The organism is Clostridium sp. (assembly GCF_017888565.1).
Classification (GTDB): Bacteria; Bacillota; Clostridia; order Clostridiales; family Clostridiaceae; genus Clostridium.
The window spans coordinates 60,817-83,792 of the sequence record NZ_JAGHFX010000043.1 but is presented as its reverse complement, the minus strand read 5'-3'; the positions used below and the strand labels follow the sequence as shown (position 1 = coordinate 83,792).

Below are 22,976 nucleotides of genomic sequence, written 5' to 3'. Positions count from 1 at the left end.
AATATTCCACCTATCCCTTATTCATCATTAATATAATTTTTCTAGATAAGCTTCTAGGCATAATCTTATTTAATGTAATTATAACCTTATTTTTAAACCCAGGAATTATTATTAGTTTTCCCTTTTTAAAATCCCTATAAGCTATTTCTGCTACTTTTTTTGGTGTCATTAACGATTTTTTAGCAGATTCTTTTTTTCTTATTCCAGCTTTATCTTGAAATCCTGTACTTACAGGACCTGGACATAAACAGCTTACTTTTATTCCCGTTCCCCTTAGTTCTTCATATATAGCTTCTGTAAAATTTAGTACATATGATTTTGATGCATAATAAGTAGCCATTTTGGGGCCTGCGCAAAAAGCTGCTGTTGAAGCAACATTCATTATTGCTCCCTCACCATGGCTTATCATTATTGGTAGAAACACTTTAGTTAATTCTGTTAAAGCTCTTACATTTACATCTATTAAATTTAATTCTTTTTCTATTTCTATTTCACTTAGGTAACCAAAGGACCCTAATCCTGCATTATTAATTAAAATATCCACAGATATATTTTTTTTATTAACATAATTTAATAGTTTTTCACAGGAGTTATCCTCAGATAAATCTAGAGATATGCTATACACGTTAATATTATATAGTAATATTAACTCTTCCTTCACCTTTTCTAGCTTCTCCTCATCTCTTGCAACTAAAATTAAGTTATTTCCATCACTAGCATATAGCTTTGCTAATTCATATCCAATCCCAGTAGTAGCTCCAGTTATAAGTACACAGCTCCTACCATACGGTTTACCCATAAAAAATCCTCCATAAATTTATTTATTAAAATTTATATTTAAATATATCATATAGTTCTATATATATAAATATTAAATAAGATGCGAATATATAATATAAATGCCTATTTACGCATAAAAAATAGAGAAAGGTTGTCCTTTCTCTATTTTACTAACTTTATCTTATATATATTTGAAATCTTCTCTAAATATAGTAATACAAAAAACTAACTAATATACTTACAATAACTCAGATTTTACTTTATACCGTTAATAATAAAATTGATTAGGAATAAAGCACTTACAACATACATTATTGGATGCACATCCTTAGCTTCTTTTTTAACTATCTTAGCTAAGCAATATGTTACAAATCCAGCTGCTACACCATTTGAAATGCTTCCTGTAAAAGGCATAAATGTCACTACGAAGAATGCTGGCATAGCTACTTCAAAATCACTCCAATCAATATTTTTGAATGATTCCATCATTAAAATACCTACTACTATTAATGCTGGAGCAGTAGCTGCTGATGGCACCATACCCATTATAGGTGATATAAATAATGATAATATGAATAACACCGCTACTGTAACAGACGTTAATCCAGTTCTTCCGCCTTGTCCAATTCCTGCTGCACTTTCAACATATGTTGTTGTATTACTTGTACCTAAAAGCGCTCCTATTGAAGTTGCAGTCGCATCTGCAAATAATGCTCTTTCTAACTTTGATGAAAAATTATTTCCATTTTCAAATAATTTTTCATCATTATCATCAAATATCCCTGCTTTTCTTCCTGTTCCTAGGAATGTACCTATTGTATCAAAAGTATCTGATAAAGAAAATGCAAATATCGTAATTAATACTAAGGATATTTTAGATGGATCACTAAATAATCCTGCAAAATCTAATTTAAAAAATGTTGGTGCTATACTTGGTATTCCGAAGCTAATTTGTGAAAAATCAGGCACTTGTGTTACCCCCATAAAAATACCAACAACTGTAGTTAAAAGAATTCCTAATAAGATTGCCCCTTTAAATTTAAGAAGCATTAATATAAGTGTAATCACTAGTCCTATTAGTGCCAATAATGCTACTGGATCCTTGAAATCAGTCATTGCTAGATTTACACTATTAAATATTGATGTGTCTCCTGATGAAGCGATTTGATTAGCAACCTCACCTGTAAAAGTAAGAAAATGAGCTTGTTTAATACCTAAGAATGCAATGAAGAGACCTATACCTCCTGAAATTGCATATTGAAGTGAATGAGGAATAGCTTGTATTATCATTTTTCTTATTTTAGTAGTAGTAATAATAATATTAATAATTCCACAAATGAATACCATAGCTAAAGCTTGTTGCCATGTGAATCCAAGTCCAAGTACTACTGTAAATGTAAAAAATGCATTTAATCCCATTCCTGGTGCTTGCGCAAATGGAACATTTGCTACTAACCCCATAACTAGAGTTCCTATTGCTGCTGCAATAATTGTAGCAACAAAAACTGCATTTTTATCCATTCCTGCTGCTGCTAAAATAGATGGATTTACAAATAAAATATATGCCATTGTTAGAAATGTAGTTACGCCTGCCATTAATTCAGTTTTAACATCTGTTCCATTTTCCTTAAGTTTAAAAAATTTATTCATAATAGCCCTCTTTCCACTTTTCGAATATTATATAAATATATTATCATTTCGTTCGTACTTATTCAATATATTTTTCTTTTTTTGTTAAATATTGATTTTTTATAAATACTTTCATCACTTAACACAAACTTACTCATGATAATTTACTAATATCGATATACAAATACGAACATTACATCAAATTAATACTATTGAATATTAGCTTAATCATATATAGCTTAATTATTATGGAATATAATCTTATATTAATATGATATATCATTTCAATTTCAATCCATATATTTACAATAAAGTTTCAAAGCGGTATAATAGTAATAAATTTTATATACGTATTTAATATACTCATATTATTAAGAGGAGGCTTTATTATGATTCCTACTATGCCAAACATGAATAATGTAGTAATTTATATAAATAATACTACATCTATGGATTTAGAAAAATGTACTATTGAACACACAGGGAAAGGTGGACATCCTATTAAATTAGGTATCATTAAATCAATGGAAAAAACTAGTGAGGAAATGTGTATCTTAACTTCAAGGGAAAAATCAGAACTGATTTTCAGTTATATGCTAAACGGAGAAAAACATAGCTCTATGGTATACGATAATATAATTTTTTCTGATACTAGACCAATAACTATAACGATATCTAAAGAAAATAATACCTTAATATTTAATACTGAGCATAAATCAAATAATTAACTTTAAGGAGATATAATTTATGAAAAAAATTATGCCTTTTCTCTTTACAGGTAACCAATTTAATCTTAGAAATATAGTTGTTTATGTAAAAAATAATACTTCAAAGACATTATATGAGGTAACTATTCAACACACCGGTCCTGGAGGCCATCTCATAAAATTAGGAACTATTGAATCTAATAGTCATGATAATAAAGAAGAAATTTGTTCAACAATGATAGTAAATAGATCTGAATTAATATTCAGCTATGTATTAGAAGGAAATAGATATAGCTTAGTTGTATATGATGATATTATTAATACTGACATTAGGCCAATAGTTATTACTATAACAGAAAAAGATAATACCTTAGTATTTAACACTGAAAGAGTTTCAGGTAGAGATATTCATTAAAATCAATAAACTCGGTAGATACTTTTTACCGAGTTTATTTATTATCATCAGTAATTCTTCCATCAGAACTACTTACAGGTATTGATTCTCCTAAAAATTTAGGTTCTGGTTTTAATATATTTACATAAACAAAATCTTTTAATTGTGCTAGTAATTCACGCTTTTTATAACTATTCATTAATTGATATTCTCTTATATCTGACTTTATCCCATAAGCATCTATTCCTAATTTTCTAGCTATATATAAAGCTCTTGGCAAATGATATTCATTTGTAACTATTACCGCTTTATCTACTTGAAATATTTCCTTTGCCCTAAACATTGTATCGTAAGTGCTAAAGCCCGCATGATCCATAAATATTATTTTCTCATCTATATCATTTTGCAAGATATATTTTTTCATAGCCCCTACTTCATTATACCCTTCTCTACCATGATCTCCACTTAATAAAAATGTATTTCCTAATCCAGCTTCAAAAGCTTCTAAAGATGTTTCTAATCTATCAGCTAGTATATCTGATGGTGTTCCATCTCCCTTAATTCCAGCACCTAGTACTATAATTGCATCATTTTCACTAGGAATATCTTCAATATTATAAATATATCTTTTATAGCTATTTACTGTTGAAATGGTTATACTTATGGATATTATAAATATCATTAGTAATATTATAAATATACTCATAATTCCTTTTCTCCACTTCTTAAATTTGAAGTTTCTCATAAAGTTCTCCTAACACATTATATTCTATATTTCATTTTAATGTGAGGGATTCCTGCCTCATCATATTCTTCTGATACTTCTTTAAAACCTACAGATTTATACAATTCTTTTATATAAATTTGTGCTGATATAGTTACCTTTTCTTGTTTAAAATGCTTATGTATCTCTTGAATTGCTTTAATCATCATTTCTTTAGCTAATTTTTGACCCCTATACTCTTTTAAAACTAACACTCTTCCTATAGATGCCTCTTCATAAGATAATCCTGGTGGTAATAATCTGCAATATCCTACTACTCTTTCTTCTCCATCCTTATTATCTATTGCAAATAAATGCACACACTTCTTATCTTTATCATCAAAATCATTTTCACAAGTTATCTCTTGTTCACAAGCAAAAACCTCATATCTAACTTTTGCTATTTCATAAAGTTCACTTATGTTAAGTTCATTAAAATGCTTGCTTCTAAACTCAATTTTCTTATCCATATAATACTCCTTTTAAATCTCAGACTTTAATATATTATAATTATAATATTATCATTTTATCTTTTCTATAGATATCTACTTTAAGAATAGTAATATAATTGTCATAGTTTTATACTATATAAAAAATCTATTATTATATTTTAATATTTATGGAACCTTTTTATATATTTAATCGTCTATAATGTGAATCGATTCAGAAAGAGGTGTTGATAATGGTTAATGAACTATTATTCAAAAAAGCTGTAGATGGGGATAAGGATAGTTTTATTCAATTGATAGAGCCAATTAAAGAAAAGCTATATAGAGTAGCCTTTATATATTTGAAAAATGAAGATGATGCTTTAGACTGTGTTCATGATGGAATAATAAAGGCAATAAAATCATTAGAGACACTAAAGGAACCTCAGCATTTTAATACTTGGATGGCTAGAATAATTGTGAACGTCTGTAAGGATTATATTAAGAAAAATAGCAAGGTTGTTTTAGTTGATATAAATGATTACGAAAACAACCTAATATCTGAAGATAATAAAAATGATATTAATGAAGATATAAAAGATGCTCTAAATAAGCTATCTGAAAAAGAAAGAGACTTAATAATAATGAGATACTTGGAAGATAAATCATTAAATGATATAGTATCTAATACTAACTTACCCTTAGGCACAGTTAAAAGTAGACTAAATAGAACCTTAATAAAATTAAGAAAATATATAGGGGAGGCATAAAAATGAAAGATATAAACATAGATGATATAAAAGTTTCTTCAAAATTGGATGATATCATAAAAAATTCTGTAAATGAAGGATATGATACAACATGTAGTAAAAACCTATCAAATAGTAAACCTAAAAAATTTAATAAGAATATAGTCGCAGCAACTATATTTATAGCTCTAGGTGTAACAGTATTTGGTTCAATATTTAGTAACGAGGTAATTGCAGCAGTTAAATTAACTATGTTTGATATAAAAAATTATCTAAGAGTTAATGATAACTTAGATGAATATAGCACTGTAGTTAATAAATCTGTAAGCAAAAATGGAATAACAGTTCAATTAAATGAAGTTATTTTAGACAAAGATGAAATTATTGTATCAACAACAGTAAAGTCAGATCAAAAACTAGGTGATAACGGAAATATAATGGTATTTGGAAATGTGTATATTAATGGTAAACAAATATCTAGTTCAGCTGGAGGTTTAGGGAAACAAATTGATGATTATACTGAAGAAAATGTACTTTCATATACGCTAGATAAAGAGTTAGAAAGAGGAGATTTGCATATAGAAATAAAATATGATGAAGCTCTTTTACACATGGACAAAAAGGAAGTAAAAGTAGAAGGCCCATGGAACTTTGAATTCATTTCTAACGGAGATGCTTTATCTACAAATACAAATAGTATAAATTTAAATAATTCATTTACATTAGACAATGGTCAAAAGATAACACTTAATGAATATAAAAGTAATGTTGTAGGAGGGAAAATTTACTACTCAATTGAAAACAAAGATAGAAATAACATATATTCATTGGAATTAAGAGGCTATGATGATTTAGGAAACGAAGTTAAGTTTTATAGTTCTTATGAAGAAATGACTACAGGCTTACTAAAAAATCAAACTGAAATTTCACAAGATGCAAAAGTATTAAGATTAACACCATATGCAGTAGCATATCCAAAAGAAAGCGGTAGAATGAGTAATAATTACAAACAAGTTGGTGAAGCGTTCACTATAAAGTTAAAGTAGTTTTAACTTTTCTTATAAAAATGTAGTTACTTTAAATTTCATTAAAGTAACTACATTTTTTTATATTAGAAAGCAACTTTAAACTCATCCATAAAAAACTTTATAAATCTAATCTAAGCTTTTCTTATTAAGTAGATATAACCTTATAAGATGCTAATATTTTATGAATCTATCTTACTTGTCCATTTCCATAGATTATATATTTAATAGTTGTAAGTTCTTTTAGTCCCATTGGTCCTCTTGCATGAAGCTTTTGAGTACTTATTCCTATTTCTGCCCCAAACCCAAATTCACTTCCATCTGTAAATCTAGTAGAAGCATTTACATAAACCGCGGCTGCGTTAACTTTATTTAAGAACTTTTGTGAATTTTTATAGCTATTAGTAACTATTGCTTCTGAATGGCCTGAACCATATTTATTTATATGATCAATTGCCTCATCAACATTTTTCACTATCTTGGCACCTATTATATAATCTAAATATTCTTTACTCCAATCTTCTTCATTAGCTTCTTTAATATCATCTATTATGAATTTTACTTTTTCATCTCCTCTAATCTCAACATTCTTTTCTCTTAATGCATTTACTATGATTGGAAGAAACTCATTTGATATATTTTCATTTATAATCATCTTTTCTGCTGCATTGCAAACTGCTGGTCTTGATGTTTTTGCATTTATTATTATATCTTTTGCCATATCAAAGTCACAGTCTTCGTCTACATATATATGACAATTTCCAACCCCGGTTTCAATTACAGGTACAGTTGCATTTTTCACAACAGTTTGGATAAGCCCAGATCCACCTCTTGGAATTAAAACATCTATATAATCATTTAATTTCATCATTTCTAATGCTGTTTCCCTACTAGTATCTTCAACTAATTGAACTGCAAACTCTGGTAATCCAGCTTCTTTTACAGCATTAGCTAGTATCTTTACTATCGCCTTATTGGAATTTATAGCTTCACTACCACCTCTAAGTATTACAGCATTTCCTGTTTTTAAACATAGCCCTGCTGCATCACATGTTACATTTGGTCTAGCTTCGTATATTATCCCTATTACTCCCATTGAAACTCTTTGCTTTCCTATTTGAAGACCATTTGGCCTTTTCCACATTTCTATTACTTCTCCAATAGGATCTTCTAAAGCTATTAGCTCTCTTAATCCATTAGCCATATCTTTTATTCTTAACTCATCTAATGATAATCTATCTAACATAGCCTTAGATATTCCTTTTTTAACTGCTCGATCCAAATCCTCTTTATTAGCTTTTATGATTTCATTTCTATTGTTAATTAAAGCATTTGCCATTGACTCTAATGCTTTATTTTTTTCTGTAGTTGATGCTATTCCTAAATCATAAGATGCTTCTTTAGCTCTAAATCCTAATTCTTGTAGATATCCCATTTCCTCTTCACTCCTCTTTAAATTAAACTTATTATTTATTAGAAATAAATAGTGTTCCTATTTCCTCACCATTTAATATGTTTAAAATTATTTTAGGGTCTTCCCCATTAGCAAGTACCATGTCTACTCCAGATTCAGTAGCTGTCTTAGCAGCAGCTAATTTTGTTATCATTCCACCTGTTCCAAGATTGCTTCCAGCTCCTCCACAGCACTCCTCAAGTTCTGAAGTGATTTTATCTATTTCCTTTATTAGTTTAGAATTTGGATTTTTTCTAGGATCTGAATCATAAAAACCATCTATATCTGATAATATAATCAAAAGATCAGCATTAACTAATTCAGCCACTATAGCTGATAAGTTATCATTATCTCCAAATCTAACTATATTTTCTATTTCATCTATAGCTACAGTATCATTTTCGTTAACTATAGGTATTATTCCACTTTCTATTAGAGTCTCAAATGTATTACATACATTTTCTCTAATATGATTATCTTCAACTACATCTCTTGTTAAAAGAACTTGCCCTACAGTATGGCTATACTCTCCAAAAAACTTACTATAAATATGCATCAACTCACATTGTCCAACTGCAGCAACAGCTTGCTTTTCTCTTATAGTCTTAGGCTTTTCCTTTAATTTAAGCTTAGATACACCAACTCCTATTGCTCCTGAAGTAACTAATATAACTTCCTTACCTGAATTCATTACATCTGATAATACTCTAGTTAATTTTTCTATTCTTGTTAAATTAATTTTACCATTTGCATATGTTAATGTTGAAGTTCCTACTTTAACTACAATTCTATTAGAATCTTTAACTTTACTTCTAACGCTCATCCCACTATCCCCCTGATATTATTCTTTGTTTAATTATAATTTTTTTCGCATCTTTTTTCTACATAATTTGCTTTATTCCTTAAACTCATTTAACTTTTCTTCTACTTCTTTATTGAAATATTTTAAAATAACCTTACCTAATGAATAAATTGGTACTATTACAAATGCTCCTATTGGTCCAACCAAACTAGCTGCCCCAACTACTAAAAAAATATCTGTTATTGGATGTATATTCATTGTTTTACCCATTATTAATGGTACAATTATCCTCCCCTTAAGGGTTTGAGCAATTATTACTAATATAGATAACTTTATAATCATATTCCACCCCAAAGCTATTGCAATTATATATGGAATAATCATAGATATAAAAAATCCTACAAATGGTATAAAAGCCAGTACAAAAGTAACTGATGATAAAAGTAAAGGGCTTGCCATTCCTATAATTTTATATCCAATAAAGACCATTAGCGCTAATGAAAGAGCTACCTTAGCTTGACCTAAAATATATGATGATAAAACTTCATCACTTTCTTCTACAATATTACGAATTTTATACTTATATTTCTCAGGAAATATATTAACTATACTTTCTTTAATTTTTTCTTCATCTTTGAGAAGATAAAATACTATTAATATAACAAGCAAAATGTCAGAAAACAATTGCATTCCTTTATCAAAGATTCCCCTTAGACCACTTGCCAATAAAACAGCATATTTTTGTATATCTCCTAAAAACTTCTCATAATAATCTAATTTAAATATATCACTTTTAAAAAATTCATCTACTCCATATAAATTTCCTTTTTCCTCTACTATTCTAAAAAATATCATTTTCAAATTTGTAAATTGCTCCATAAAATAATCTCCAAAATATCTCATGACTCCAGCTGCAATAAAAAAGAAAATTAATAGAGTTAAAGACGCTGCTCTTCCTCCCTTCATCTTCTTTTTTATAAATATATTATTAATAGGTTTTAGTATATAAAATAAAAATACTCCAAATATTATTGGTATAATAACTACTGCAAAAATTACATTTATAAAATTTTTCAATACTGAAATCTTTCCTAGTAATATCACTAATATAGCTAATAGATTAAAAATAATTAAATATGTAATAACATTCTTCTTATGCATAAACTACTTCTCCTTTATCAAAATTAATTAAGTTTAGTTTATCCCTAGAAGCAAATATTATTATATAGACATTTAACTTTAATAACTTTATAAAAAAGTCCATTAACTATTTAATATAGAACCAATATTATTATGTTAATTAAAACACATAAAACATATATATTTACAAAATTTATAAGAGATTCCTAAATATATAGCTCATTGCATAAATTTTAGCTTAATATGTATAAAAATCTATTGCTTTCAAATATGGAAATGTATTAAAATAAAATCCTATGTATAAATATTAATTTTTTTGGATATGAAGGAGACAGGAATGAAAGACTTAACTAAAGATAGATTTTCATTAAAATCATCATTACTATTTATTATTCCATCTTTAATAGGAATAGTTTTATTTATGATTCCTATTAGCTTTAATGGAGAAATAACTATACCAGTAGCAATATTATCAAAATTCTTAGCAAAATACCTTGGAGATTCATTAACTTTTATAATAACTATAGCTATTTGTATCTCTGCTATTATGAGTATAATAACTAAAATATTTAAGCCAAAATTTATAGTAGAAAATGAATTTTTAAACACATTATTTAATCCTGGTTCCATTTGGTTTAGTGCTAGAATAATTGGCGCTGTATTTTGTGTATTAGCTTTATTTAAGTTTGGACCAGAATTTATAATTAATGATTCAACTGGCTCATTTGTATTAAATGATTTACTTACAATATTATTCACTATTTTCTTTTTTGCAGGACTTTTATTACCACTATTATTAAATTTTGGTTTATTAGAGTTTTTCGGTTCAATACTTACTAAAATTATGAGACCAATATTTACATTACCAGGTCGTTCATCTATAGATTGTATAACATCTTGGCTTGGAGATGGAACTCTTGGAATAATATTAACAAATAAACAATATGAAGAAGGATTTTACTCTAAAAGAGAAGCTGCTATAATCAGTACAACTTTTTCTGCTGTTTCAATAACTTTTAGTTTAATCGTAATAGATACAGTTGGGCTATCTCATTTGTTTATACCATTTTATTTGACAGTTAGTATTTCAGGAGTTATTGCTGCAGTTATAATTCCAAGGATTTATCCGCTATGTAAAATTCCTGATACATATTATAATAACCAGGAAAAGAAAGACGATGAATCAATACCAGAAGGATACTCCTCATTCTCTTGGGGATATAAAAAGGCTATAGATAAAGCATCTGAAACCTCTGATATAAAACACTTTTTTATAGATGGATTTAAAAATGTAATAGATATGTGGCTTGGAGTACTTCCAGTTGTTATGGCACTAGCTACTATTGCTTTAATAATAGCTGAATACACTTCAGTATTCCAAATTTTAGGATTACCTTTTATACCATATCTTAAGTTATTACAAGTTCCAGAAGCAGTTGCTGCCTCTCAAACTTTAGTTGTTGGCTTTGCTGATATGTTATTGCCGTCTGTTTTAGCTGCAAATACTATTGCTAGTGATATGACTAAATTTATAGTTGCTTGTACTTCCGTTTCTCAATTAATATATATGTCTGAAGTAGGTGGAGTTCTACTTGGGTCAAAAATTCCTGTATCATTAAAGCAACTATTAATAATTTTTATAGAAAGAACTATAATTACGTTACCTGTAATTGTTATTGCTGCTAATATAATATTTTAATAAAAAGCTGTATCCTTTTAGATACAGCTTTTTTCAAATATAATATTAAGTTTAAATGATTTATATTAATCTCATATCATATTTTCAAATATCTTATAGAAGTTTATAATGCCATATCCTAATTGTGGGTTAGGATACATATCTCCAGGTCTTTTTAATGTTCCTCTATTTAAAAATGTCTTAATGCTTTGAGAGTACATATAAGGATAATTTTTATCTACTATCCCCCATTCAAATAATAAGACACATGCTCCAGCTCCTATAGCTGCTGATAAACTAGTTCCATTTATAACATCAATTTTATTATTTATACCTACAGTCATAGTATTAACTCCACCAGCTGCAAAATCAATTACATCTTTATAGGCATTTCTAAGAGCAACTCCAGAGTATGGAAGTAAATTATTGTTATTTTGATTATATGCAGCTACAGTAATAACAAATTCTGAATCTCCAGGTATTGTTAAAGTACCATATTGATCACTTGATATAAATCTAGTTCCAGGTAAAGTCAGTCCTCTTTGTGGTAACCATGCATTATATTCTGCCATTTTTCCAAGCCTTAGTCGAATACGTATTTTCCAGATTCCAGGCCGTATATCGTAAAAATATATTCTAATTAATTGATCCCCTGTATATTCCTCTGGTAAGTTATAATATATCGACACTCTTGTTTGTTCAAAGATAAATGAATATTTTTTACTTATATTTAATATAGCTGGTATAAACCCAGTATCTGCTCCTGAGGGCCCTATCAAATTTATTTCAATTATATTAGGTAAGTTGACCCATACTTCCATATATAATATTTTTTGCTCCTTCTCTACTATCATTTCTATAGCTTCATATTCATTTTTATTCTTGATAATTCCTGAAGCATGACAATCCTGTATTCCTTCATTTCCTGATCCTGTAACAACGACAAGACCTACATTATCTGATACTGCTGCAATATAATTATCCAAAATATGCTCACCCTTATGATTTCCATTATTAGTTCCTAGTGGTAATAATATAACAACAGGTTTTCCAGTTGCTAAAAGGTAATTCTTCAAATATTCTATAGCAAATAAAATTGATGTAATATTATATGCAGGAACATCTACTCCATAATTATACTTTAAAAAATTTGATTGAATTAATTTTATAACAACAAATTCACACTCTGGAGCAATCCCCCTTAACATTGGATTTTTTCCTAAGGCTCCTACTATTCCAGCCATATTAGTTCCATGTCCAATTTCATCCCTACTAGGTACTATATCATATGGGTTTCCCCCCTTATTATATGTCTCTATCGCTTCATTAATTTGTTCCTTCTTATATACAGTCCCTAATAATATATTATTATTCACACTATTGGAGCCAATGCTTTGATCCCATATTTCATTTATTCTAGTCTTCCCATTAATATCCTTAAACTCATCACTTAAATAATCTATTCCAGTATCTATTATTCCAACTACTACTCCTTTACCTCTTAAGTTTAATGGCAATTCAGCTTGCAATGTATTAACTTGTGTTGCATCAATGGCTGATATACTATGCAAAGTATATACTTCTGGAGGTAGCACATAAACTATTTCAAAGTTATCTGAGCCATAAAACCTATTGATTAAATCAATTATTTCTGTAGTATTTTCAAAGGAATTTATTAAACTCGATTTAATATATACAGAAGCGTATTCATTATTAATTACTATTATATAAATTCCAGGATTGTTTGTAATTATTTCATTAAACTTACCTACATATTCAACTAAATAACTAACATAATTAATACTACTAAATATATATTCCGGAGCTGCAAAACTATTAACTTCCATTTACTATCCCCCTATTTAGTTTCTTATAATATCATTTGGAATTCTAATATATAAATTTCCAATCAAATATTCTAGCATATCATTGTTAACTCTATAGTTCCCACCAAGAACCTTGAAAACTTCTAATAGATTTAGCCTTCCATATCCTAAATCCTCATTTGGATATTCATATATACCCTCTCTATCTGCTGCATATATTAATAAACTTCTAAGCTTAATTGAATACATAGACAAATTATTCTTGTCGACAATTGCCCATTGTAATAATAATGCGCAAGCTCCTGCAACTATTGCAGTAGCTGATGAACTTCCACTTACTTTACTTATGTTATCGCTCCCTGAAGATGTAGTTAAAATATTGATGCCTTCAGTAGCTATATCTGGATTAATTAATCCATTTGTATTGAATCCCTTTCCTGATGATGATACTAAACTATTATTTGTTCCATCATAATATGCTACTGTTATTAAATTCTTAGCAGTAGATGGTATAGTTAATGTATTATACGGATTAGGATTAAGAAACTTTGTACCTTCTGGTAAAATTGATTTATCTTGTAACCATATATCATACCTTCCATCTGTTATATATTCTCCTCTTAATTTTATCATCCAGATTCCCGGCTTTATTCCTGAAAAATTTAATATAAATAATTGATGCCCTGTAAAACTTTCAGGATCATAAGCCCTTATTTCAACTTTAGTATTAATTAAATAAAATATTCTTGTATCTCTAGATTCAATATTTGGAACTATAAATCCCGATTCTTCTCCACTCGGAGCTATTATGTTTAATGACATTTTATTGGGTTTTTGAATCCATATATGCATAACAAAGATTTTTAATTCTTTAGTCATTAATAACTCAGAGTTTTTAACCTCTCCTTGATTTAATATAAAGTTTGTAGAATGCCCCTCATAATCTCCAGCATTACCAGTTCCTGCAACAAAAACAATATCTCTCCTTCTAGCCATTGCTGTTATAAACCTAGCTGTAATATTATGTCCATCATGACTACCATTATAGCTTCCGACCCCAATATACAATACAAGAGGTTTTCTTAATTCATATGCTGACCTTCTTAAATATTCAATTGCAGATAAAACTTCAGAATTATTATAAACCGGTACAATTGGCAAATTATTTTCTCTTAATATTTTTATATAATTAGGAGAAGGCAAAAGCTTTACTATCATAAATTCACAATCATTAGCTATACCCTCAACATCAGGGTTGTACCCTCTTGCTCCCACTATTCCAGCCATATTAGTTCCATGTCCTATTTCATCCCTACTTGGTACAATATCATATGGATTAGAGCCATTCTTACTATTAGCAATTGCTCTATTTATGTCATCATTAAAATACTCTTCCCCTATATACAAGTTACCTTGTCTATTTACATTAATTGTTTGATCCCATATTTTTATTATTCTAGATGTGCCATCTTCTCTTATAAACTCCTTATTTAAGTAATCTATTCCCGTATCTATCATCCCTATAACTATTCCTTTTCCTGTTAAATCCAAATATTTATTAATCTTAACTGCATTTATACCATCTACATTTATAGGTGATGTATCTTGTAATACATAAATAGATCTTGCTTCAATAAAAATAATTGAAGGCACATCTTTTCTTAATCTATCTAAATTTTTTTCTTCTACAGATATAACCGCAAGATTTTCATTAATAATATCCCCACAAGCATAATCTACTTTATCAATTTCCTCTTTAAAGTTCCCTCTATATTCAATTACAAACCCTGGTGAATTTTCATCTAAATAATTTTTACATCCAACAGTATTTTCCATACATATCTCCTCAAAGAAATTAATAATATATCATATGTATTTTCTTTTTTATGATTCTTATAAAATATACATTTATTAGTTCATTTAAATATACTTATACTTTATTTCATGTTTATCCTTTTTCTTTTTAATTATATTCCATTAAAAACATACAAAATTTGTAAAACATTATTAATCGTTCGACTTTTTATTTAAATGTATTGCTATTAATTTACTAATAGTTTATATTGTAAATAAATGGTGTATTCCATTTATTGTAAAGGAGGTGATATAGTTACCTTCGATGAAATAATAAGCATTACTACTTATTATTTATTAACTTCTTTGTTCCTAAATAATTCATTATCATTTCACACAATATAGGAACTAATAAACACTTCAGAGGAATCTAATAAATTACCATTTAATATTTTCTGATCAGTATATAAATACTTGTTAGAATATTTAGCAAACCTTTTGATAACATTTTCAATATATGAAATATTAATTTTATATATTCATTAAAAACTCAAACTTTTCAACAAACAAATGAATTCACTTTATATGCACAAATGTTTAAAGTGAGTCTCTTATTTTATAAAAATATCTAGCTTACTTTAATTTCAGCATTAGATTATTAGATATTTACCTAATCCTAAAATTACTCATTCAATATACAGATGAGAATAAATAAAAATATTATTAGGAGGTAAATATAATTGAAGAAAAACTTTCTTAAAAAAGTTATTTACACACTTTTGACAACCTTCGTTACTCTTACATCTACTTCATTTATTACTAAAGCAGTTACAAATGTTGGTAGTTATAATGCTGGTGTCGGAATAAAAAACTGGCCTGCACAAGTTAATGCTCCCTATGTTGATATGGTTGGCTGGGTAACTAAAAACGGCTACTATATGGGAAATGATGGTGGAGGAGCTGCCAATCTTAAAAGACTATCAGATGAAACTGGTATAAAATACTTTAACTTAGCTTTTATACAATCAACTGGTAGCGTTTCAAATGGAAAAATCAATTGGGGCTGGGGTGGATATTCTGTTTTAAGCGAAGGAAAAAATGATAATCAATACAATGGAATAAAACAATCCCTAAAAGATCTAAGAGCTAGTGGCGGTGATGCAACTATATCCTTTGGTGGTGCTAGTGGAACTGCATTTTGGCAAACTTCTCAAGATGTGAATGTTCTTTATAATACCTATTTAGATATAGTAAATGGATATGCATTAACAAGAATAGATCTTGATGTTGAGGGCGGGGCCCAAAATAAACAAAGTAATATCGCCAATGCAAAGGCTATTAAGATGTTACAAGACACTACAGGAGTAGAAGTAACATTGACTGTTCCCGTTTTACCATCTGGTTTAACTCAAACTCAAATAGATTTATTAGATGCTTATTTATCTAATAATGTTTCTTTAAAATATATAAATATAATGGCTATGTGCTATGGAGGCGGTACTTTACTACCTGGAGAAAATTATGGTACAGCCTCACTAAGAGCAATAGATTCAACAAAGAATCAAATAAAAGAAGCTTATAAAAAATTTGCCAATACTACTTTATCTGATTCAGAAGCTTATTCAAAGGTTGGGGTTACAGTATCTGTAGGCTATGAAAGTCCTTCAGATCCTATATTTACTCCAACATGGTCTCAATTAGTAGCTGACCATGCTAAAACTAAAAATATTGGAATGACTTCTTATTGGTCACTAAATAGAGATGCTCAAATAGAAAATAATCAAGGAATAGGTTCTCAATATGAACATTCAAAGATATTTTCTAAATTCGGCTCACCAGTAATTCCTAGTGATAACACAGCTCCAGTGATTAATGGTGTTACAGATAAACAAATTAATATTGGAGATACATTTAATCCACTAACAGGGGTTACTGCATCTGATAAAGAAGATGGTGATTTAACTAGTAAGATTATTGTTAATGGCTTAGTTGATACATCTAAAGCTGGTGTCTACAATATAAGCTATACTGTTTCTGATAGCAAAAGCTTATCAACTACTGTAAGTTCTACAATAACAGTAATCGATACTTCAGTTCAGACATACAGTCCAACTAAAATATATGTAGCTGGAGATATAGTTTTATACAACGGAGTTATGTATAAAGCTAAATGGTGGACTCAAGGAGAAACCCCTAGAGCAACTCAATGGGGCCCATGGGAAAAAGTAAGTTAAATTAATTTAGAAATTTATTTGTAAAGGGGATTTAATATTATGATAAGGAAAAAGCTTTATAAAAAATCAAAGCCTATTGTTGCATTAACAGCAATAGCAGCAATGCTTATAACAGGTGTTACTCCAGTTAGAGCTACTGTTAATACAATTACCGATTTTGCACCTAATGCAGTTCAACAATCTGCTCAAAAATATCGTAATGTAATGTATTATGGAGATTGGTCAATCTGGGGAGGTCAAGGTAACTTCTATCCTAAGGATATTCCTGCTGATCAATTAACTCACCTTAATTTTGCATTCGTAGATTTTGATGCACAAGGTGTTTTAAAATTTACTGATAAAGATGCAGCTACTGGTCATCCTCTAGGAAATGCTGGCGTAACTTATGGTGATGTAAATGGTGGCATTCTAAACGCATTCCAAGTTTTAAAAAGTGAAAATCCTAATTTAAAAATAGGAGTATCTTTAGGTGGCTGGTCCAAGTCAGGTGATTTCTCAGTTATAGCTGCTAATCCATCAATAAGAGCAAACTTTGTAAAAAATGTTATGGCGTTTATTAAATATACTAATATGGATTTTGTTGATATAGATTGGGAATATCCAGCTAGCCTTAGAGATCCAGACAAAGTTGATAATACTAACGACGAAGGAACCACTAAAGCAACTCCTGCCGACAAAGAAAACTTCATAATTTTGTTACAAGACTTAAAGGATGCTTTAAATAAGCAAGGTGCTGAACTCGGAAAAACTTATGAACTTTCAGTTGCTATTCCAGCTGGAAAAGCTAAAGTTGATGAAGGAATAGATGTAGAAAAATTATTTAATGTAGTTGATTTTGCAAATATTATGACTTACGATATGGCTGGTGCATGGAGCACAGTTAGCGGTCATCAAACAGCACTTTACACTAATCCTAACTCTCCATTTAAAGGAGAATGCCTTTCTGTTGATGAAAGCGTTAATTACTATATTGCAAATGGAGCTAAACCTGAAAAAATAGTTATTGGAGCAGCTTACTATACACGTGGTTGGGAAAAAGTAAGTAATAATGGACCAGATGCTGCTAATCCTGGATTGTTTGGAACAGCTGCAGTTGTTAATAAAGATGCAGACCTTACTCCAACTTCAGGAGCTCTTAATGAAGCTCCTATAAAGAATGGTGAAGGTGGTCGTGCTGGTGGAGTATGGTCATACAATGCTCTTAACCAACTAAAAGCAAAATATACTGGTTTAAAAGAATATTGGGATGATAGTGCTAAAGCCCCTTATCTATATAATGAAACAACAGGTGCATTCTTTACCTATGATAATGCAAGATCAATACAAGAAAAAGTTAAATATGTTAAAGAGCATAATTTAGGTGGAATGATTGCTTGGATGGCTTCACAAGATGCTAAAACAACATCTACTAAACATGATGAACTTACAAAAGTAACCAAGGAAGCATTATTTGGATCAGGCAGTCTAGACAACTATACCATAACTTATAATAAGCTTAATGTGACTTCTAAATTAACTACAAGTAAACCTGCATGGGGAAGCGGTAGCGTGATAAATTTAAGCTTTACAAATAACGAAAAATTAAGTGAATCTGGCGAAGTTCTTAGTTCTGTTGAAACCGCAGCTAAAACTCTAAAAAATGTAAAGCTTTATATTAAGACAAATGGTATTACTATAACTGGGGCTCAACATCCAAGTCCTGCTGTTAAACAAGAAAATGGATATTACGTAATAGATTTCTCTGGATCATACGACGGAAAGCTTATGAAGCCCGGTCAAACAGTATCTTTTGATTTAAACATTGCTGAATCTATAGATAACCTAAATGGTTTAGTGAGTGTTGAATTATCACAAAGAATGTACTCAACATCACCTGAAATGGGAAGACAATTTATTTATGGTAATCCTACATCTCCTGATAATACTGCACCAGTAATTAATGGAGCTACTAATAAACAAATTTATATTGGTGATTCCTTTAATTCATTAGCTGGTATAACTGCATCTGATAAAGAAGATGGTGATTTAACTAATAAAGTAACAGTTTCTGGTACTGTTGATACAACTAAAGCTGGAACTTACAATTTAACTTACTCAGTTGTTGATAGTAAAGGTTTAAAAACTACTGTATCAGTTACTATAACCGTTTCTGAAAAAACTGCAACTAACACAGCTCCTGTAATTAATGGTGTTGCTAATAAGGAAATTAAGATTGGATCAATCTTCAATCCTTTAACTGGAATTACTGCTTCTGATAAAGAAGATGGTGATTTAACTAATAAAATTGTTATTTCTGGCACTGTTGATACAAGTAAAGTTGGAACTTACAATTTAACTTATTCAGTTACTGATAGTAAAGGATTAGTAACTACTGCTAAGGCAACAATTACAGTAGTTGATAATGTTACTCCAGAAATCCCAACCTATAGCCCAACCAAAGCTTATATAGCTGGTGACATTGTTATGTATAACGGTGTTAAATATAGAGCTAAGTGGTGGACACAAGGTGAAACTCCAGGTACAAACCAATGGGGTGCTTGGGAAAAAATTAGTTAGTACATCTAGCTATTTATAATTTGAAGATGGCTAACATTCTTTGTTAGCCACTTCTATCACCTTTTTCAATTAATATTATGGAGGTAGAATATGAAAAAGACTAAAATTAAACGAATAGTAACTGGAATAACTCTTTCGCTATTTACACTATTTAATATATCAATACAACCTAAAGCAGCTGTAACAAGTAATAATGAAAATATAACACCAACAGCTTCAGGTGTTAGCGATACAGATTTAAGCAGAAAAATAATTGGGTATTTTCCTGAATGGGCATATAAAAGTGAAGCTCAAGGATACTTTGATGCGGCCGATTTACAATGGGAATCCTTAACTCACATTCAGTATTCCTTTGGAATGATTGATCCAGCAACTAATAAAATATCATTTGGAGATAAGCATGCGGCTATTGAAGAAACATTTGCAGATTATCCATTAAGTCATAATGGTAAGACTGTTACTCTAGATCAAACTCTACCTTACAAAGGACATTTCAATGTTCTTCAAACAATGAAAAAGCAATACCCAAACGTAAAGCTATTAATGTCTGTTGGTGGATGGGCTGGTAGTAGAGGTTTTTATACTATGCTAGATACCGATCAAGGCATAAATACTTTTGCTGATTCATGTGTTGAATTTGTAAGAAAGTACAATTTTGATGGTATAGATATAGATTTTGAGTATCCATCTACAACATCAACTTCAGGTAATCCAGCTGATCAAGACCTAGCTGAACCTAGAAGGGGTAAGCTAAATGAAAGATATAACTTATTAATGAAGACATTAAGAGAAAAACTTGATTCTGCTGGGAAGCAAGATGGTAAAAAATATCTTGAAACAGCTGCAGTAACTGCATCTTCATGGGTTCTAGGCGGAATGACTGATAATTCTTATGCTCAATATTTAGATTTTCTTAGTGTAATGTCTTATGATTTCCATGGTGGTTGGAATGAGTTTGTTGAAAACTTAGCTAATATCTATCCTGATCCAGCAGATAGAGAAACTATACAAATGGCTATGCCTACATTAAATATGGATTGGGCTTATAAATACTATAGAGGAGTATTACCTCCTGAAAAAATAATTATGGGAATCCCTTACTATACAAGAGGATGGGAAAATGTACAAGGTGGAACTAATGGATTACATGGTTCTAGTAAAACTCCTGCTACGGGAATATATAATGTTTGGGGCGATGACGTAGATAATAATGGTGTCTTAGATCCTGCAGGAGCCAATCCATTATGGCATGTATTGAACTTAATGGAAAATGACCCAAATTTAAAAGTTTACTTTGATGAAGTTGGTGGAGTTCCATACGTTTGGCAAAATGAAAAGAAAGTATTCCTATCTTTTGAAAATGAAAAATCAATAGATAAAAGAGTTGAATATATTAAAAATAAAAACTTAGGTGGAGCGTTAATATGGGTAATGAATGGAGACTTTGGCCCAAACCCTAATCACAAACCAGGCTCTACTAATATAAATGAAGGAAAATATACTTTTGGTGATACACTAACAAGTAGATTAAAATCTGGCTTAGATGCAATAGGAAATTGTAAAGTAACAGATGACTCTATTCCAGGATTATCTCAAACTGATGTAGAGGTTGTATTTGGAGGAAAATATGATCATCCAAATTACACTTATGATATAAAAGTTACAAATAAAACAGATAAGCCAATAGATACAGGTTGGAAGGTAAGTTTTGATTTGCCTAAATCAGCAATATTCGCTCAACCTCAAGGTGGAACTGCAACAGTTGAGGATGTTGGAGACTTTAACAGAGTTACAATAACATCATCAGGATGGCAAAAGCTTGGAGTTGGAGAAACTGCTTCACTCGCCGGATCAATTAAATTATGTTTTGGAGGAGTTAAGAATTTAACCTTTAATGGAATGAGACCGTCTAATGTTCCTGTAAACGGAAACTATGCTCCAACATTAAAAGGAATTTCAAATACTTCAATTAGTTTAGGTGATTCATTTAATCCTCTTGCTGGCGTTACTGCCTCTGATAAAGAAGATGGTGATTTAACTAGTAAAATATCAATTTCTGGATCAGTTAACACCGCTAAAACTGGTGATTATACCTTGAAATACACAGTTGCAGATAGTAAGGGATTAACTGCAACAAAAGAAAGAATAGTAACAGTTCTTAGAACATTAGAACCTGGACAACAATTCTATGACCCAAGTAAAACTTACAGATATGGTGATCAAGTAGTTTATAAGGATGCCTTATATGAATGTATTTCTTGGTATATACCTCCTACAGATGATAGTTCCCCTACCAACACAAAATATTGGAAGTTAATAAGAGTGCTTCCTGATGGACCAACTCCTATTGAAAATACAGCTCCTGTTATTAATGGCGCAGTTAATAAACAAATTTATATTGGAGATTCATTTAATCCTTTAGCTGGTATTACTGCCTCTGATAATGAAGATGGGGATTTAACTAGTAAAATAACTGTATCTGGCACTGTTGATACAACTAAAGCTGGAACTTATAATTTAACTTACTCAGTTGCGGATAGCAAAGGCTTAAAAGCTACTTCATCAATTGTTATAACTGTTTCTGAAAAAACTACAACTAATACCGCTCCTGTAATTAATGGAGTTTCTGATAAACAAATTAATATCGGTACAAGCTTTAACCCCTTAACTGGCATCACTGCTTCTGATAAAGAAGATGGTGACTTAACTAGTAAAATAACTGTATCTGGCACTGTTGATACAACTAAAGCTGGTGCTTATAATTTAACTTACTCAGTTGCTGATAGTAAAGGACTAGTAACTATTGCTAAAGCAACAATTACAGTAGTTAATAATGCCCCTGAAATTCCCACCTACAGTCCCACCAAAGCCTACTCTGCTGGAGACGTCGTTATCTATAACGGAGTAAAATATAGAGCTAAATGGTGGACTCAAGGTGAAACTCCTGGATCAAATCAATGGGGTGCTTGGGAAAAAATCAGCTAAACAAATATAGTTTATCTCGTCTTTAAATACTAA

General features: G+C 29.8%; 17 protein-coding genes. 8 read left to right on the top strand and 9 right to left on the bottom strand.

Annotated elements, in window-relative coordinates; all coding sequences use genetic code 11:
• Positions 1-10: 10 nt before the first annotated feature.
• Both J7M87_RS07575 and J7M87_RS07570 read right to left on the bottom strand, forming a co-directional pair.
• Entirely contained in the window at positions 11-799 is a 789-nt protein-coding gene (locus J7M87_RS07575; protein ID WP_291650231.1) for an SDR family oxidoreductase, read from the bottom strand.
• A 236-nt stretch (positions 800-1,035) separates the two neighbouring features.
• Positions 1,036-2,430 carry an NCS2 family permease gene (locus tag J7M87_RS07570; protein WP_291650229.1) on the bottom strand — a complete coding sequence of 465 codons (1,395 nt, stop codon included), beginning with the start codon at positions 2,428-2,430 and terminating at the stop codon, positions 1,036-1,038.
• Between the two features lie 368 nt (positions 2,431-2,798).
• Here J7M87_RS07570 and J7M87_RS07565 point away from each other — a divergent pair, with 368 nt between their 5' ends.
• Together J7M87_RS07565 and J7M87_RS07560 are read left to right on the top strand one after the other, a co-directional pair.
• A complete protein-coding gene (locus J7M87_RS07565; protein ID WP_291650227.1) occupies positions 2,799-3,137 on the top strand; it encodes a hypothetical protein in 339 nt (112 codons plus the stop codon).
• Positions 3,138-3,156: 19 nt separating this feature from the next.
• Positions 3,157-3,531, top strand: coding sequence for a hypothetical protein (locus J7M87_RS07560; RefSeq protein WP_291650225.1), 375 nt, complete (start codon positions 3,157-3,159; stop codon positions 3,529-3,531).
• 34 nt (positions 3,532-3,565) lie between these two features.
• On the opposite strand, the gene J7M87_RS07555 is transcribed toward J7M87_RS07560, so the two are convergent.
• The gene (locus J7M87_RS07555; protein WP_291650223.1) at positions 3,566-4,255 is read right to left on the bottom strand and encodes an ElyC/SanA/YdcF family protein; all 690 of its coding nucleotides are present in this window, start codon (positions 4,253-4,255) and stop codon (positions 3,566-3,568) included.
• Positions 4,256-4,272: 17 nt separating this feature from the next.
• Positions 4,273-4,743, bottom strand: a complete 471-nt coding sequence (locus tag J7M87_RS07550; protein WP_291650221.1) for a GNAT family N-acetyltransferase — start codon at positions 4,741-4,743, stop codon at positions 4,273-4,275.
• Positions 4,744-4,955: 212 nt separating this feature from the next.
• Here J7M87_RS07550 and J7M87_RS07545 point away from each other — a divergent pair, with 212 nt between their 5' ends.
• Together J7M87_RS07545 and J7M87_RS07540 are read left to right on the top strand one after the other, a co-directional pair.
• Entirely contained in the window at positions 4,956-5,471 is a 516-nt protein-coding gene (locus J7M87_RS07545) for a sigma-70 family RNA polymerase sigma factor (RefSeq protein WP_291650219.1), read from the top strand.
• 2 nt (positions 5,472-5,473) lie between these two features.
• Complete coding sequence (locus J7M87_RS07540; RefSeq protein WP_291650217.1) at positions 5,474-6,496, top strand: DUF4179 domain-containing protein; 1,023 nt, start codon at positions 5,474-5,476, stop codon at positions 6,494-6,496.
• A 169-nt stretch (positions 6,497-6,665) separates the two neighbouring features.
• Here the strand turns inward: J7M87_RS07540 and J7M87_RS07535 are convergent, their stop codons facing one another.
• The 3 genes from J7M87_RS07535 to J7M87_RS07525 form a co-directional block, all read right to left on the bottom strand.
• A complete protein-coding gene (locus J7M87_RS07535; protein WP_291650215.1) occupies positions 6,666-7,910 on the bottom strand; it encodes a glutamate-5-semialdehyde dehydrogenase in 1,245 nt (414 codons plus the stop codon).
• A 31-nt stretch (positions 7,911-7,941) separates the two neighbouring features.
• Positions 7,942-8,751: a glutamate 5-kinase gene (gene proB, locus J7M87_RS07530; RefSeq protein WP_291650213.1), complete on the bottom strand. Its 810-nt coding sequence runs from the start codon at positions 8,749-8,751 to the stop codon at positions 7,942-7,944.
• 72 nt (positions 8,752-8,823) lie between these two features.
• Positions 8,824-9,891 (bottom strand): AI-2E family transporter, encoded by a 1,068-nt coding sequence (locus tag J7M87_RS07525; RefSeq protein ID WP_291650211.1) that lies wholly within the window; start codon positions 9,889-9,891, stop codon positions 8,824-8,826.
• A gap of 316 nt (positions 9,892-10,207) precedes the next feature.
• Between J7M87_RS07525 and J7M87_RS07520 the strand changes: the two genes are divergently transcribed.
• Positions 10,208-11,569 carry a YjiH family protein gene (locus J7M87_RS07520; RefSeq protein ID WP_291650209.1) on the top strand — a complete coding sequence of 454 codons (1,362 nt, stop codon included), beginning with the start codon at positions 10,208-10,210 and terminating at the stop codon, positions 11,567-11,569.
• A gap of 71 nt (positions 11,570-11,640) precedes the next feature.
• On the opposite strand, the gene J7M87_RS07515 is transcribed toward J7M87_RS07520, so the two are convergent.
• Both J7M87_RS07515 and J7M87_RS07510 read right to left on the bottom strand, forming a co-directional pair.
• Positions 11,641-13,395, bottom strand: a complete 1,755-nt coding sequence (locus tag J7M87_RS07515) for a S8 family peptidase (protein WP_291650207.1) — start codon at positions 13,393-13,395, stop codon at positions 11,641-11,643.
• Between the two features lie 15 nt (positions 13,396-13,410).
• Positions 13,411-15,210: a S8 family peptidase gene (locus J7M87_RS07510; protein WP_291650205.1), complete on the bottom strand. Its 1,800-nt coding sequence runs from the start codon at positions 15,208-15,210 to the stop codon at positions 13,411-13,413.
• A gap of 698 nt (positions 15,211-15,908) precedes the next feature.
• On the opposite strand from J7M87_RS07510, the gene J7M87_RS07505 reads away from it, so the two are divergent.
• The 3 genes from J7M87_RS07505 to J7M87_RS07495 all read left to right on the top strand — a co-directional run bounded on the left by J7M87_RS07505 (position 15,909) and on the right by J7M87_RS07495 (position 22,943).
• Positions 15,909-17,402 (top strand): immunoglobulin-like domain-containing protein, encoded by a 1,494-nt coding sequence (locus J7M87_RS07505; protein WP_291650204.1) that lies wholly within the window; start codon positions 15,909-15,911, stop codon positions 17,400-17,402.
• A 39-nt stretch (positions 17,403-17,441) separates the two neighbouring features.
• Positions 17,442-19,958 carry a glycosyl hydrolase family 18 protein gene (locus J7M87_RS07500; RefSeq protein WP_291650202.1) on the top strand — a complete coding sequence of 839 codons (2,517 nt, stop codon included), beginning with the start codon at positions 17,442-17,444 and terminating at the stop codon, positions 19,956-19,958.
• A 90-nt stretch (positions 19,959-20,048) separates the two neighbouring features.
• Positions 20,049-22,943, top strand: a complete 2,895-nt coding sequence (locus J7M87_RS07495) for a glycosyl hydrolase family 18 protein (RefSeq protein ID WP_291650200.1) — start codon at positions 20,049-20,051, stop codon at positions 22,941-22,943.
• Positions 22,944-22,976 lie beyond the last annotated feature (33 nt).